General features: G+C 61.6%; 14 protein-coding genes. 8 read left to right on the top strand and 6 right to left on the bottom strand.

The window, feature by feature from the left end; genetic code table 11:
- Together EN742_RS07440 and EN742_RS07435 are read left to right on the top strand one after the other, a co-directional pair.
- The coding region (locus EN742_RS07440) for an NAD-dependent succinate-semialdehyde dehydrogenase (RefSeq protein ID WP_145989209.1) at window positions 1–1,220 on the top strand (1,220 nt) is incomplete at its 5' end.
- Complete coding sequence (locus EN742_RS07435) at window positions 1,217–2,050, top strand: alpha/beta hydrolase (RefSeq protein WP_128332610.1); 834 nt, start codon at window positions 1,217–1,219, stop codon at window positions 2,048–2,050. The genes EN742_RS07440 and EN742_RS07435, both read left to right, overlap by 4 nt.
- Here EN742_RS07435 and EN742_RS07430 read toward each other — a convergent pair.
- On the bottom strand, window positions 2,047–2,748 hold the full coding sequence (locus EN742_RS07430) for a GntR family transcriptional regulator (protein ID WP_127282711.1): 702 nt from the start codon (window positions 2,746–2,748) through the stop codon (window positions 2,047–2,049). The genes EN742_RS07435 and EN742_RS07430 overlap by 4 nt on opposite strands.
- A 317-nt stretch (window positions 2,749–3,065) precedes the next feature.
- Between EN742_RS07430 and EN742_RS07425 the strand changes: the two genes are divergently transcribed.
- The 5 genes from EN742_RS07425 to ugpC all read left to right on the top strand — a co-directional run bounded on the left by EN742_RS07425 (window position 3,066) and on the right by ugpC (window position 8,422).
- On the top strand, window positions 3,066–4,244 hold the full coding sequence (locus tag EN742_RS07425; RefSeq protein ID WP_127406395.1) for a mandelate racemase/muconate lactonizing enzyme family protein: 1,179 nt from the start codon (window positions 3,066–3,068) through the stop codon (window positions 4,242–4,244).
- A gap of 19 nt (window positions 4,245–4,263) precedes the next feature.
- On the top strand, window positions 4,264–5,526 hold the full coding sequence (locus tag EN742_RS07420; protein ID WP_245482388.1) for an extracellular solute-binding protein: 1,263 nt from the start codon (window positions 4,264–4,266) through the stop codon (window positions 5,524–5,526).
- 66 nt (window positions 5,527–5,592) lie between these two features.
- The gene (locus EN742_RS07415) at window positions 5,593–6,519 is read left to right on the top strand and encodes a sugar ABC transporter permease (protein ID WP_128332609.1); all 927 of its coding nucleotides are present in this window, start codon (window positions 5,593–5,595) and stop codon (window positions 6,517–6,519) included.
- A 10-nt stretch (window positions 6,520–6,529) separates the two neighbouring features.
- A complete protein-coding gene (locus EN742_RS07410) occupies window positions 6,530–7,363 on the top strand; it encodes a carbohydrate ABC transporter permease (protein WP_210212550.1) in 834 nt (277 codons plus the stop codon).
- A 3-nt stretch (window positions 7,364–7,366) separates the two neighbouring features.
- The gene (ugpC, locus tag EN742_RS07405; RefSeq protein ID WP_127405147.1) at window positions 7,367–8,422 is read left to right on the top strand and encodes a sn-glycerol-3-phosphate ABC transporter ATP-binding protein UgpC; all 1,056 of its coding nucleotides are present in this window, start codon (window positions 7,367–7,369) and stop codon (window positions 8,420–8,422) included.
- Between the two features lie 33 nt (window positions 8,423–8,455).
- On the opposite strand, the gene EN742_RS07400 is transcribed toward ugpC, so the two are convergent.
- The 5 genes from EN742_RS07400 to EN742_RS07380 form a co-directional block, all read right to left on the bottom strand.
- Complete coding sequence (locus EN742_RS07400; protein WP_126056167.1) at window positions 8,456–9,655, bottom strand: mandelate racemase/muconate lactonizing enzyme family protein; 1,200 nt, start codon at window positions 9,653–9,655, stop codon at window positions 8,456–8,458.
- Window positions 9,656–9,664: 9 nt separating this feature from the next.
- A complete protein-coding gene (locus EN742_RS07395) occupies window positions 9,665–9,991 on the bottom strand; it encodes an NIPSNAP family protein (protein ID WP_126087690.1) in 327 nt (108 codons plus the stop codon).
- 102 nt (window positions 9,992–10,093) lie between these two features.
- On the bottom strand, window positions 10,094–11,452 hold the full coding sequence (locus EN742_RS07390; RefSeq protein ID WP_127405148.1) for a mandelate racemase/muconate lactonizing enzyme family protein: 1,359 nt from the start codon (window positions 11,450–11,452) through the stop codon (window positions 10,094–10,096).
- 59 nt (window positions 11,453–11,511) lie between these two features.
- Entirely contained in the window at window positions 11,512–12,678 is a 1,167-nt protein-coding gene (locus EN742_RS07385) for a mandelate racemase/muconate lactonizing enzyme family protein (protein WP_127405149.1), read from the bottom strand.
- Between the two features lie 54 nt (window positions 12,679–12,732).
- The gene (locus EN742_RS07380; RefSeq protein ID WP_127405150.1) at window positions 12,733–13,443 is read right to left on the bottom strand and encodes a GntR family transcriptional regulator; all 711 of its coding nucleotides are present in this window, start codon (window positions 13,441–13,443) and stop codon (window positions 12,733–12,735) included.
- A 213-nt stretch (window positions 13,444–13,656) separates the two neighbouring features.
- Here EN742_RS07380 and EN742_RS07375 point away from each other — a divergent pair, with 213 nt between their 5' ends.
- On the top strand, window positions 13,657–15,138 hold the full coding sequence (locus EN742_RS07375) for a sugar ABC transporter substrate-binding protein (protein ID WP_127405151.1): 1,482 nt from the start codon (window positions 13,657–13,659) through the stop codon (window positions 15,136–15,138).
- Window positions 15,139–15,217: the final 79 nt, after the last annotated feature.

The following is a 15,217-nucleotide window of genomic DNA, read 5'->3' as shown; positions in this document are numbered from 1 at the left end:
GCTTCGAACTGATGACCGAACGGGCGGAGATACTGGCTGCGCTGATCTCGCTGGAGAACGGCAAGGCGCTGCGTGACGCGCGCAGTGAGGTCGCCTACGCCGCCGAGTTCTTTCGCTGGAACGCCGAGGAGGCGGTCCGCATCAGCGGTGAGTTCGGCCTTGCGCCCTCGGGCGCCAACCGGATCATTGTCGACTACCAGCCCATCGGCATTTGCGTGCTCATCACGCCATGGAATTTTCCGGCAGCCATGGCGACGCGCAAGATCGCGCCGGCGCTCGCGGCCGGCTGTACTGTGATCCTGAAGCCAGCCAGCGAGACGCCACTGACGGCCTATGCGCTTGCAGCGCTCTACGAGGAAGCCGGCGTGCCGCCCGGCGTCGTAAACGTGCTCACGACCTCGACGCCGGGGCCGGTGACGGCTGCCATGCTGGCCGATCCACGCGTGCGAAAACTGTCATTCACCGGCTCGACCGGTATCGGCCGGGTGCTCCTGGCCGAAGCCGCCAAGCACGTCATCTCCTGTTCGATGGAACTTGGCGGCAATGCACCGTTCATTGTCTTCGACGACGCCGACCTGGAAGCAGCGCTCGACGGTGCGATGGTTGCCAAGATGCGCAATGCCGGCGAGGCCTGCACCGCCGCCAATCGGCTTTACGTGCAGGCCGGCATTCATGATGCCTTCGCCGATGGGCTGTGCAAACGCATGGCTGCCCTCAATGTAGGTCCTGGCACACACCCGGAAACCGAGTGCGGCCCGATGATCACCAGCAAGGCCGTGGACAAGATCGATCGTCTCGTCCAGGACGCGGTCGCCCGTGGCGCCAAGGTTCTGTGCGGCGGAGCGATTGCCGAAGGCAAGGGCTACTTCTACCCGCCAACGGTGCTTCGCGACGTTTCCACTGACGCCGCCATGATCCATGAGGAAATATTCGGCCCCGTGGCTCCGATCATGCGCTTCGACAGCGAGGCGGACGCCATCGCGAGGGCCAACGATACCGAATACGGTCTCGCTGCCTATATCTACACGCGCGACCTGGCCAGGGGGATGCGCGTGGCATCGAAGATCGAGGCGGGCATGATCGCCCTGAACCGCGGCCTGATGTCGGATCCGGCGGCGCCCTTTGGCGGCGTCAAGCAGAGCGGACTGGGCCGCGAAGGTGGTCAAAAGCACGGCGTTGCCGAGTTCATGGAGGCGAAGTACATCGCCGTAACCCTGTGAGCGGACACGCCAAAGATCCGTTTCGCATTCGCGATCATGTGGTCGAGTTCGACGACATCGTCGCCGAGATCGTGCGCAGAAGCGAAGATAGCAGGGCGAACGTGCCAATGGTCGGCGACGTCGCCTACGGAGATGACGCCACCGAGACCATCGATCTGTTCTTTCCCGAGGGCAAACGGGACCGCCTGCCGGTGCATATGTTCATTCACGGCGGCTATTGGCGCATGTTCTCCAAGCGTGATTATTCTTATGTCGCCGAGACCGTCACGAACGCCGGTGCGATCGCAGTCATCGTCGACTATGCGCTGATGCCAGCAGTCAGGATGGCAAAAATCGTTGACCAGACGCGCCGCGCCAAGCGATGGGTGCTTGACCATATCGCGGACCATGGCGGCGATCCCGATCTGCTGACCGTTAGCGGTCATTCCGCCGGCGCGCAGCTGGCAACGATGCTTTTCGACGGCGACGACCGGCCGTCCGGCATCAAAGCTGCGCTGCTGCTCGGCGGCCTTTACGACCTGAAGCCGTTGCAAATGTCATTCCTTGCCGCCGAGATCGCGATCACCGACGAAGAAGCCCGCCGGTTCTCGCCGATCAACCACAGCTTCGATCCATCCGTGGCCGTAGAGATCTCGGTCGGCGCCGATGAGACGCCGCCCTTCCACAGCCAGGCCGCGATGTTCACGAGCCACCTGGAAAACCAAGGGCTGGCTGTCTCGCGCACGACCCTTGCGGCGGCCAATCACATGAGCAGCGTCCGCGACCTTGGCGTGGCGGGCACCGAAGCCGCGTCACTGTTGGCCCGCTTCGTGGGATCTCAGTCAGCCTAGTAGCCGTAGTAGAGGCCCAGACCGCGCTGCAGGGCCGAGGCCAGATGCGCCTGCATGGCCGCCGCAGCCGCCTCCGGGTCGCGTGCCTTGCATGCCAGGATGACCTGCATGTGCTCGCGCAGGGATTGCAGCACGAGAGGCACGGTGACCTTTCTGTCCAGCCGGATCAGCCGGACGTAGTTGTGAAGCCGCTTGTAGGAACTGTCGATCAATGGATTGTTCAGGCTGGCAATGATGGAGTGATGCAGCAAGGTCTCGAGTTGCTCGAGGTCGGCCCTGACCAGGTCGGTGAGCCCACCGCGCTCGATCTCCTCGATGACCGCCAAATGACGTCTTTCCAGTTCCGCCAGGTCCGCCTCGTCCGCGGTTTGCGCGTAAACCCCTGTCGCTGCACGCTCCAGAATGCTGCGAAACTGGTAGGTCGACCTGGTCAGTTCGAACCCGGGCTTGACGAACTGGATGCCCGAGCGCGAATGGATGATGACGATCCCCTCTGCCTCGAGCAGCTTGAGCGCATCGCGCAGCGGCGCAACCGGGATTTGCAGCATTTCGACAAGATCGCCTTGCGACAGAAAGGCCCCCGCGGGGATCTTCCGCTCAAACAGTGTCTCAAGAATGCGCGTGTAGGCACGATCGCCAAGGCGTTGGCCGGCTGCCGCCCCGGCGGCCCCATCGGACTGATCGTCGTGCTGCGCCACTTTTGACCTCGCATCTGAAATATCTAAACATGATTCTGAAACATTACCGGCCGTGCCATCGTAAAGTATCGCATTGCCGGTTATCAATGGACCTTTGCAGGGATACGACTGACCGGGGTACTGCGCTGCGCGCAACCGGTATCCTGGGCTGCTTGCAGGTCGTCGCGCGGCCATCGAGCCAGGGCCGCTAACCGGTCGACGAAGCGTCGCCCACTGCATTTGCGTGCCTGCCTGCCGGACGGTTTTGCGCCTGGCCGCTTGCCTCTTTTCCAAAACTGAAATATCTAAAGCGCATTCTGACATATCAGAGACGCAGTATGCGCATCGCCGAGTATCGCATTACCCGCTATCAATTCGCTCGTGACCGGACCATCGGTGACAGTCAGGTCCGCATCGATGCGGCACACGTGGCCGCGCTTGAGCTCGTTGCCGAGAATGGCCTGGTCGGGCTGGGCTTTGTCCAGAGCCTGTTTCACCCCTTGCCGGACCAGGCCGAGATCGTTCGTGTTTTTGAAGAGGAGGCTTGGCCCGATCTCGCAGGGCAATCGCCTTTGGGGCTCGTGCATCGGGTCCAGCGGCCCCGCGGCGGAAACAGGCGCGCCTTCGGCTTACCTTTCGAGGAAGCCCTCCAGGTTGCGTTGTGGGATCTGAGTGCGAAGCTGGTCGGCCTGCCGTTGCACGAGCTCCTGGGGAGCCGACGCAAACGCGTGAAAGCCTACGCATCCGGTCTCGATTTCCACCTCAGCGACGATGAATTCCAAGCGTTCTTTGCCCATGCCGAGGCGCTTGGTTATCGCGCGTTCAAGATCAAGGTGGGGCATCCCGATTTCGACCGGGATTTGTCCCGGCTGGAGCTGTTGCGAAAGACGGTGCGGCCCGGCTCGTCGATCATGATTGACGCAAACGAGGCTTGGGGGGCCAAGGAGGCATCGGTAAAACTGCAGAAAATTCATAGCCTTGGCTATGATTTGCTATGGGTTGAGGACCCTATCTTGCGCCATGACTTCGACGGCCTTCGCAACCTCAAGGCGGCAACGCCGTGGACCATGATCAATTCAGGCGAATACCTCGATGCGGCCGGCAAGCGCCTGTTGATGCAGGCCGGCGCAACCGACATGCTGAATGTCCATGGGCAGGTGACGGACGTGATGCGGATCGGCTGGCTGGCAGCCGAACTCGGCGTTCCGGTGACGCTTGGCAATACGTTTCTCGAAATCGGCGTACACATGGCCTGTGCGCTGCCCGAAGTCGAGTGGCTCGAATACTCGTTCCAGAACTTCGATCACCTGGTCGAGCAAACAATCGAAATTCATGACGGCTGGATTCATGCGCCCGATCGAACGGGCCATGGGCTGGTCTTGTCGGAGACCGGGCGTCTGGATTGGACGCGCCCCGAAATCCTGTCGCGCGAAGACCTTGGTGAAGCGCCCGTCAACCCGCGGGTTGACGGGATCCCAAACTCGCAGCGAGCGCTGGATGAAGCGAAGGCCTGGTAGATAAAAAGGGAGGAATGACGTGCAGAAGCTGAAGATATTGACCGCTATTGCGACCATGGTGGTGGCGTCGCCGGCGCTGGCCCAGGAGATCACCGTCTGGGACGTCAACGTGGACGATGCCGCCCACGCGACATACTACGATCACGCGAAGGCCGCATTCGAGGCCGCGCACCCGGGAGCAACTCTCAACCTCCTGTCTCAACCGGACGCCGAGTACTACACGCTACTGGGCACCGCGCTCGCTTCGAAGGCCGGCCCTGACGTCATCTGGGCCAATGGCGGCGCCCAGGCCAAGGCCCTGGTCGGCGGGCTGATCCCGCTCGACGACAAGCTGCCCGACCTGATCCCGAAGCTCGTTGGAAAGTCCGCGTTCACCGGACCTGATGGCAAGCTGTACTTCATCCCGACGACGCTGCAGGGTCACGTCGTCTACTACAACAAAGCGCTTTACAAGGCCGCAGGGCTCGATCCGGAGAAGCCGCCGACGAGTTGGGCCGAACTGACCAAGGTCTGCGACGCCTTGAAGGCGCAGGGTAAACCCGCATGCTTCATGATGGCCAACAAGGAAGGCTACAACGCCGAGTTCTTCCTTTCGGAAGCGGCGAACCAGTCGCTGACCGCGCAGCAACAGGCCGATTGGCTGGCAGGCAAGCTCCATTGGTCGGATCCGCCGATCAAGGCGATCTTGCAGGCCTGGGTCGATACCGCCAAGAATGGCTGGTACCAGGAGGGCGGTAACTCGCAGACCATGTTCATGGATGAGTTCGCCCTCTTCGAGCAAGGTGTCGGAGCCAACGTGATGGGTCTGCTCTCCAACGTCGCGCATTGGAAGCAGTTCGAGACCAACATGGGCGTCGACAAGGTCGGGGTCTATCCCATGCCCTCGCCGACCGTTGCTGCCGATCAGCATGAAGGTGCCCCTGGCGTACCGCTTGACGGCGGCGTTGGCTACGGCGTGAACAAGGACTCCGCGAACATCGATCTCGCCGTCGACGCGGTGCGAATCCTCGCTTCGCCGGAAGTCCTGTCATACCTGGTCAACGACACCGGCTCGGTGCCAGCAAACACCGAAGTCAACACATCCGGCATTGACAGCCCTGGCCTCAAGCAGATCATGGGCTGGCTTGCGACCAGAGCCGTTCCGACCACGCATGCCAATTCTTCAGCGGCCGAGCTCGATGAATGGCACCACCAGAGCCAGCTCCTGTTCAACGGTGAAACCACCGTGGACCAGGCCGCGACGGCGCTGGACAAGGTCCAGGCTGAAGCCAAGCCGCAATAGCAATCTTCTCACGCAGACAGTGGGGGCGCTGCGACGCGCCCCCGTCCCCGCATCAGTGACGTGCCCATGACCGCCAATTCGTTACACCAGACTGGCCAAGCCACGCGGACCCGTACCCGCCCAGGCCGGAGCCGCCGGACAGAGGCGCGCGTTGCGGTGCTGTTCCTGCTTCCGGCCATCCTGCTTGTCCTGGTGTTTCGCATCTTTCCGCTGTTCTGGGGGTTTGGCATCTCCCTGACCAGCGCGACGTCGACCGACCCGGGCCAGTTCATCGGCGCCGGCAACTATCTGCGCGCACTGGACGACCCGAATTTCCGCTCCGCCATGGCCAACGCCGTCGTGGTACTGCTTTCGGTGCCGATCTTTGTGACCATCCCGATGCTGCTGGCCATCCTGATCCACCAAGGCGTGCCGGGGCGCACGTTTTTCCGCTCCGTCTATTTCTTTCCCGCCATTCTCTCGAGCGTCATCATCGGGTCTATTTTCAGCGTGGTGCTGAGCTTCAATGGCAATCTGAACGCGTTGCTGGGCATCGCGGGGATCAGCGGCGTGGACTGGCTGGGCCACTCGGCGACCGCACTTCCGGTGACGCTGGCGATCCAATGCTGGTCGACCTTCGGCATGGGTGTGCTGATCTTCCTTGCCGGGCTGTCGACCGTGTCCAAGGAAATGGTAGAAGCGGCATGTCTCGACGGCGCCAAGATGTGGCAGATCTGGTGGCATGTCATCATCCCGGAGCTTCGCCCCATCATCGAGTTCTCGACGGTGATCACGACCATCGGCCTGCTGACTTCGATGTTCGGCCTGATCTACGTGCTGACCGGCGGCGGACCCGGCACGGCGACGACGGTGCCCGAATATCTGATCTGGGCCGCACAGGGAAAGCTCAACCGGCCCGCCTACGCCGCGGCTGTCTCGATGGTCCTGTTTTTCATGACGAGCATTCTCGCATGGCTGCAGATTCGCATCTTGTCGCGCAACGCGAACATCTGAAGGAGAGGTCGTGTCAGGAGCAGGAAAACGACAGCGGCTGACCCTGAGGATCGCGGCGATCCCGATGGGGTTGCTGGCCTTGAGCTGCCTCTACCCGATCTTTTTCGCCGTCAACAACGCGCTCAAGACACGTCACGATTACATGCTCGACCGCTTCGGGCTCGCCGTGCAGCCCACGCTCGACAACTTCGTGCAAGCCTGGACCCGGGCGCACCTTGATGAGTATTTCCTCAATTCCGTGATTGCGACGCTCGGGGCGGTCATCCTGTTGATGGTCGTGTCTTCCATGGCCGGCTTCGCCCTCGCGTCGCTGCGCTTTCCCTATCGGCGCTTCCTGTTCGCGGTAATCCTGTCGTCGCTGATGATCCCCGTGCAGGTCGTGCTGGTGCCCTTCATGCGCACGATGCTTGCCCTCAACCTGGTCAACACGCACATCGGGCTCATCTTGTCCTACACCGCATTTTTCCTGCCTTTCTCGGTCTACATGATGACGGCGTTCTACTCCGGGCTGCCGCGCGAGCTGATCGAAGCGGCGCGGATCGACGGGGCCTCGCTGCTGCAGGTCTGGTGGCACGTGATGCTGCCCCTGGGAACGCCGGCATTGGTGACGCTGGCCATCCTCAACACGCTGAGCTGCTGGAACGACATTCTGATCTCCCTGCTGGTCATGCAGAAGCACCGCACCCTCATGGTGGGGATTTCCGCGCTCAAGGGCCAGTACTCGGACCAGATACCCCTGTTTACCGCTGGCATCGTCATCGCGGCGGCGCCGATCGTTGTTCTTTACATCCTGTTCCAGCGACGAATTGTTTCGGGCATCGCCGTGGGCGCAGTGAAAGGTTAGCCGATGGCGCGTGTCGAACTGAAACAGGTCAGCAAGAGCTTTGGATCGACGGACGTTATCCGCGATGTCTCGCTTTCGATCGAGGAGGGCGAGTTCGCCGTATTCGTTGGCCCGTCGGGCTGCGGAAAATCCACCCTGCTGCGCATGATTGCCGGGCTCGAAGAGACGAGCGGGGGCGAGATCTTCATCGGCGGCGACGACGTGACAGACGCCGAGCCTGCCGACCGCGGAGTGGCGATGGTGTTCCAGTCCTATGCGCTCTATCCGCACATGACGGTGGCGGACAACATGAGCTTCGGCCTGCGGATGGCGCACCGCCCGAAGGAGGAAATCGCCAGCAAGGTCGGGCGCGCGGCCAAGATCCTGCAGCTCGAAGACTATTTGCAGCGCAAGCCGGCCCAGCTCTCGGGAGGACAGCGCCAACGGGTGGCAATAGGGCGCGCGATCGTCCGCGACCCGAAGGTGTTTCTCTTCGATGAGCCGCTCAGCAATCTGGATGCCGAGCTGCGGGTGCAGATGCGCGTGGAACTCGCCAAGCTCCACCGGGTCCTTGGCAACACCATGATCTATGTGACGCACGACCAGACTGAAGCGCTGACCATGGCCGATCGGATCATTGTGCTGCGCAGTGGGCGCATCGAGCAGATCGGCACACCGCAAGACCTCTATCAAGATCCCGACAACGCGTTCGTCGCGGGTTTCATCGGCTCCCCGCGGATGAACTTTCTGACCGCCATTGTGCAGGCGGGGGGCCGTCTCGCGTTTGGAGGCCAAGAGATGGACAGCCCGGCACAGACCCCGCTTGAGCCCGGACGGCAACTGCGGCTGGGCCTGAGGCCCGAACATCTCGACCAGGACAGCGGTATCGACCTCGAGGCAAAGGTGGAATTCGTCGAAGCGATGGGCTCCACGTCCTATGTCCACGCTACGCTGGCGACCGGCGAGACCATCATCGCGGAGCGGCGGTCGTCGCAACCAAGGACCGGCGACAAGATCATCCTGCATTTTGCGCCCGCATCGGCGCGGCTCTTCGGCGAAGACGGACAACGCATCCGGTGAGCGTTCACGCGCCTAGGCTGGCTTGACGCCCAATCAGTCGAAGAACCCGGCGTCCTCTGCCAGCAGATACTGCTTGGCACCCTGGGCGTCGATGTCGAGCCCGAGCCCGGGAGCTTCGAGCAGATCGACCATCGAATCCTTTACCACCTGCTTGGGCAGGCCGATGACGATATCGTTCCACCACGGGTCCGAGGCGCTGGGATATTCGAATGCCACGTAGTTGGCGGGCAAGGTGGCGCAGACATTGATCAGCGCGCCGAGGCCGAGCAGGCCGTTGGCGGTGCCGTGCGGCGCCATCAGGATTGAGTGCATGTAGGCGTGCTCGGCGACCCATTTGAGCTCGGCAATGCCGCCAATATCGGCCGGATCGGGGCCGATGACGCGCACCGCCTGGGTCTCGATCAGTTCCTTGAAATTGTGGCGCAGGTAGATCTGCTCGCCGGTATGGATCGGCGTCGAGGTGGAGGTCGTCAGCTCCCGGTAGGCCTGTGGATTGACCCAGGGCACATAGTCGCCGGTCAGCATGTCCTCGAGCCACATCAGATTGTACTTCTCGACCGCGCGGGCGAACCTGATCGCATCCGGCAACATCCAGCCCGGGCCGCAGTCGAGCGCCAGGCTGACCTTGTCGCCCAGCACTTCCTTCATCGCGATCACGCAGTCGAGCATGTGATTGAAACCGCGCTCGCTGATCATGCCCTGATCCATGGCGCCGTGATAGCCGGCCTTCTTCTGCGTCACGCCGTAATGGAAGCCCTCGATGGTGTCCTTCATATTGGAATGGAACGAGATTCCCTGCTTGATCATGAAGAAGTTCTGCGGCTGCTCCATCATCCATTTGACGTCGGCGGCGTAATCCTCCGGCCGATCGCCCGTGCGTTTGCGGCGGATCGAGCCGTTGTAGACACGCACCTTGTCACGCACCTTGCCGCCGAGCAGCTTGTAGGCCGGCACGCCAGCCGCCTTGCCGGCGATGTCCCACAAGGCATGCTCGATGGCGGAAACGGCAGCGCCATAGGGCTTGAACGAGCCGCGTTGGCGGATCTTCAGCATCACTCGCTCGACGTCTGTCGGATCCTCGCCGATCAGCGCGTCGCGGAAATGCAGCACAAAGGGCTTGAGGTAGGTCTTGGTGAACTCGACCTCGCCAAGGCCATAGAGGCCCTCATCGGTCACGATGCGCACTATGGGGTGCTTGCCGATGACGGCACAGCGCAGGTCGGTGATCTTCATGGCGCAGTCCTATTTCACAGACGAGAAAGCTGTCGGCGTGAGCAGCTGGCTGCTGATATTGGCAATGATCTGCCCGTCGCGCTCAGACTCGTCCCGGGCCCTGTGCCATGCCGGATCGGTGACGAAAGCCGCCCACTTCACCTCACGCTCGGCCAGCGATTCCCAGGCGAGGAAATAGGTGAGGCGATTGCTGTTTTCGCCGATCGCCGTGGTGAAAAACCCGGCTTGGCGGATGCCATGCCTCTCCCAGATGGCCAGCGTCTGGTCGGAAAAGCGCTTGAGCAAAGCCGGCAGCCTGCCCGGCAGGCAGTCATAGATACGCAGTTCGTAGATCATGGTTTCGTCCGTTTCTTTCTTCGCGTCTCCCCTGGGAAGGTCGACACGAATGGTCGGTCGTTGGCCTGTGAGCGCTGGGGGAATGAGGGCAAGGGGTCTGGGCTAACTCCAGGTCCGGTCCCAGCTATACTCATTGTCCCAATGCTCGGTGGATTGCCATATCCCCGTGACACCCGGTTGCAGATGCTGGCTGATCACCTCGTCGACTACATCGTCTATGCCCAGCCCAGGCTTGTCGGACACGGTGATGAAGCCGTTCTTGACGAGCGGCTTGGGCAGGCCGGTGACGATGTCGTCCCACCAGTCGACATCGGCGGAGTGGTATTCGAGCGCCATGAAGTTTTCGGTCGCGGTGGCGACATGCGCCGCGGCCGTCGCGGCGATCGGGCTTTCGGCCATATGGATCGCCATGGCGACGCCGTGGTCCTGCGCCATGTCGCCGATCTTCTTGGTTTCGAGGATGCCGCCGCTGGTGAGCAGGTCCGGATGGATGATCGAGACGCCGCCGCTCTTGAGCAGGGGCTCGAAGGCCTCCTTGAGGTAGATGTCCTCGCCGGTGCAGATCGGCACCGTGGTGGCTTCCTGCAGTTGCCGGTATTGCTCGGTGTATTGCCAGGGGATCACGTCCTCGAGCCAGGCAGGGGCATATTTCTCGATACGGCGCGATAGCCGTATGCCGTCCTGCAGCGAGATGTGGCCGACATGATCGATGGCTAAAGGGATCTCGTAGCCGATGACCTCGCGAACCTCGTGGATATATTGTTCGAGCAGATCGATCCCCTTCTCGGTGAAATGCAGCCCCGTGAACGGGTGCTGCACGTTCTGCGCATCGTAGGCGAGGTTGCGGGCCTTACGCTCCTCGGGGGTGCCGCCCCGGCCGCGCGGGTTGGCATAAAACCCGTCGAGAGCGCCGGCGGGCGCTGTCACAGCGCCCGGGACATGGGCGATCTGCATCAAGCCCAGGTCCATCTTGAGGAAGGTGAAGCCGCGGTCCATGCGCGCCTTGAGGCGCCTGCCGGTTTCGGCGCCGCTGGGCTTCTCGGCGTCGGTATCGCAATAGACGCGCACGTGATCGCGAAACTTGCCGCCCAGCATCTGATAGATCGGGACGCCATAGGCCTTGCCTGCGAGATCCCACAGCGCGATCTCGACTGCGGAGACGCCGCCGCCTTGCCGGCCGTGCCCGCCAAACTGCTTGATGCGGCGGAACAGGCGATCGATGTCGCAAGGGTTCTCGCCCAGCAGCCGGCTCTTCAGCATCAGCGCGTAGGTGGCGCTGGCGCCGTCACGCACCTCGCCAAGTCCGACGATGCCCTGGTTGGTGTAAATCTTGAGCAGTGCCGAGGTGAACGGCGCGCCGACGATTTCGGCAACACGCATGTCGGTGATGCGGAGCTCGGACGGCATGGAACTCGTGTTCACCCGATTGAGCGCCCCGTCGGCTCCACCCGTCTCTGGCATGACTTATCCTCGTTCTGGTCGATGGGGCTTGTGACCCGCACATGGGCCGGCGGGCACGGCTAACTCAGCTCGATCTCGTGAGCCTGCAGATAGTCGCGGTTCATCTCGACACCGAGACCGGGCCTCGACGTCAGCTTGAGGCTGCCGTTCGAAACGTCGAGCGGCGTGTCGATGAGATGATCGTATTTGGAGAGATCCCACTCCGACGTTTCGAGCTTGTAGAAGTTAGGAACGGTCATCATCACCTGCGCTCCCGCAACCACGTTTATCGGTCCAGCGGCATCATGGGGCGAGACCGGGATGTAGTAGGCTTCGCACAGGGCGGAAATCTTCTTGAGTTCGGTAATGCCGCCGGTCCAGGTCACGTCGGGCATGATGTAGTCGGCGAGCCTGTTCTCCAGCACCGGCACGAAATCCCATTTCGTGTGGCCGCGCTCGCCCCACGAGATGGCAGCGCTGACCTTCTCACGCACCTGCTTGAGCGCGTTGAGGCTTTCGGGCGGACAAGGTTCCTCGAACCAGTTGATCTGGCCAGCCTCCTCGAGGCTGCGACAGAGGCGAATGGCGGTGGGAACGTCGAAGCGGCCATGCGCATCGATGAGGATGTCGACATCGGGGCCTGCCGTTTCGCGGATGAGAGCTGTGAGTTCGGCCGCCTCTCGCTCGTCCTTGCGAGTCATACTGCCGTCGAGGTAGCCGTCCCGCTGCTCGCGCGACAGTCCATCGGTGGTGCGGCCCTGGTGCGGGAACGGATCGAACTTCAGCCCAGTGTGGCCGGACTCGACGATGTCTCGAATTTCACGAACCACAGCCTCCTTGCTGGTGAACTTGGCCTGGTTGGGATGGGTATAGAGGGCGATTTCGTCGCGCAGCGGTCCGCCCAGCAACTCGTAGATCGGCTTGTCGAGGACTTTGCCGCGGATGTCCCAGAGGGCTATGTCGATGGCGCTCACGCATTCGACGGCAGCGCCACGGCTGCCCATATATGTGAAGCTCCGGAAAATCTTATGCCACAGATGCTCGATACGCGCTGGATCCTCGCCTGTCACGGCGGCACCGATCTGTCGCAAGATCGTGCATAGCGCGCGGTTGGCCAGCTTTGTCGTGGTGGTGATCTCTCCCCAGCCACTCACTCCCTCGTTGGTCGACACTTCGACGAACAGGTACTCCCCCCAATAAGAAGCATCGGACTTGATTAGCCACGGCCGAATGCTCGTGATTTTCATCTCAATTGCCTCTATCTGAAGTGGTCGGGATAGCGATGTTCCAGACCGGATATTCTACCCTGCCCGCGCGGCGTTGCGTGCGCGCATGTGTTCGAGGACATGCCGCCCGGAGCCCTCGACATGGCGTGCAATGAGTTCGGCTGCCTCGTCCGCATTTCCCGCTTTTACATGCGCGATGAGCTCGCGATGCTCGCGAATGATCGCCGCACGCCGGGCGAGCGTGAAATTGAAACGCCGGCTCACGGCTCGCAGCACTTCCCGATGCTTCCACCAAAGCTCGGCGGCATGGCGATTATAGTGCCTCTGGTACATCACGGTATGGAAGGCGGTATCCAGTTCGCTGTGCCTGAGCGTGTCGGCAAAGTTGTTCTCTTCGATCAGGCCCTGGATGCGTTCGAGCTCAGCAATGTCCTCGACGGTAGCCATATTCACGAACCATCGCGTCAGAGCCGGCTCGATCAGGACTCCGATCTCGTAGATATCCCGGACAAAATCCTGATCTATAGGTCGAACGCGCGCCCCGCGGTTGGGAACGAAGGTGACAAAGCCTTCGCCGCGCAACAGTTGCAGGGCTTCGCGCACAGGGTTGGTCGAGGTGCCGTGACGCCGGGCGAGATCGGTTACCACAAGCCGCTCGTTGGCGGCGAGCCGCCCTTCGATGATGTCTTCCCTGATCAGTTGATAAAGCGAGGCGCCCTCGCTTGAGGCCCCGAGAGGGTCAATCCCCTCGGGTGGCTCTGCTTTAAAATCGCTTGTTTCGGCCAAGACCGGCTCCCCTCGATCAATACACGTTTTGTTCGATATCACGCACGGTTTCCATAAACAATGTACGATTTATCGCGTTGACAGACAACCCGCGATCTGAAAACGTACAAATTGCTCGAAGGGATACATTGATTGAGATTGTCCCGCGGTCGACGAGCAAAGACCGCTCGCCTCGATGCAGAGCGGCATGGGAGAGAAACCTGGAGGATACCTATGACGAGGATTACACTCGGCGGTGCCGTCCTGCGCGGCACTGTCTCCACTGCCTTAGTGGCATCGTTGATGTCCGCACCCGCGCTGGGCGCGGCGCCGGTCGACTTGAGCAAGTGGTCGCCGGAATATGTGCGCTCCATTGCCGGCACACAGGATTTTGATACGGCGGCCGATTGCGGCAAGGTCACCCCGCTCGACTACAAGGGGCGACTGACTTTCTGGTATCAGGGCGTGTTCGAGGGCGACCCCGACCTCCTGCGCCAGTACTACAAGGACTTCTTCGAGACCTTCCGAAAGACCTATCCGAACATCCAGCTCGAGGAACAAGCCCTCACCTATAACGATCTCCTCGACAAGTTCCGCACGGCGCTCCTTGGCAATGCAGCGCCGATGGCGGTCCGCCTGCAAATCCTGGGTGGCACCGAGTTCGCCTCAAAGGGCTATCTGGAGCCGCTCAAGCCCGAGGATGTAGGGTATTCGACCGAGGATTTCTGGCCTGGCGCCATGAAAGCCGTGACCTGGGACGGGGTGACCTACGGCATTCCAACCAACAATGAGACGATGGCGTTCATCTGGAATGCCGACATCTTCAAGCGCGCGGGCCTTGATCCGAACAAGCCTCCGGCGACCTGGGACGATGTCGTCAAATATTCCAAGCAGATCCACGACAAGCTCGGTATTGCCGGATACGGCCTCGTGGCACGCAAGAATGCCGGCAATACGCCGTACCGCTTCATGCCGCAGCTGTGGGCCTATGGCGGCGGCGTCTTCGACGAAGCAAAGGCGAACCCGACCTATAAGGACATCGAGCTCAACAGCCCGCAGAGCAAGGCGGCGCTGCAGGCCTCTTATGACATGTATGTCCGCGACAAATCGGTTCCGGTTTCGGCACTCACCAACCAGCAGGCCGACAACCAGCCGCTGTTCCTGGCCGGCCAGCTCGGCATGATGATCTCGCACCCGTCCGACTACAATGTCATGCTCGACCTGCAGAAGAAGGCAACGGGCACCGACAAGGACAAGGCGCAGACGGTCATCGACAACATGCGCTACGGCCTCATCCCCACTGGCCCCGACGGCAAGCGCGCAGTGGTGTTCGGCGGCTCGAACATTCACATCCTGAAGCCCGAATATGTCGAAGGCGGCAAGGTAGACGAGCCGGCCGCGAAGGCCATCATCTGCATGTGGACCAGCCCTGAATGGTCGCTGAAGATGGCCTACGCCGGCTCGAACCCCGGCAACCTTAACGGCTTCAAGACCAAATGGATGAAGGAACGTCTGGACAGCATCAAGTTCCTCGATGTCACCACCTCGATGCTGCCATACGGCATCCCGTTCCCAGCGCTGCCGCAGTCGCCGGAGATCATGAACATCATCGTCCCCGACATGCTGCAGAATGCACTGACCGGAGCAATGACCGTCGACCAGGCAGCGGACGACGCGGCCAAGAAGGTGAAAGACCTGATGGGCGGCGGCCTCTAGCCGAAGCCTGACACGATCTTGCCGGCTGCGCCGAGAGCGCAGCCGGCTCGCTCCGAAAAACAAGGGCACGCCAAAGTGA

The organism is Mesorhizobium sp. M4A.F.Ca.ET.020.02.1.1 (assembly GCF_004022645.1).
Lineage (GTDB): Bacteria > Pseudomonadota > Alphaproteobacteria > Rhizobiales > Rhizobiaceae > Mesorhizobium.
This window is presented reverse-complemented; position numbering and strand designations above follow the sequence as displayed.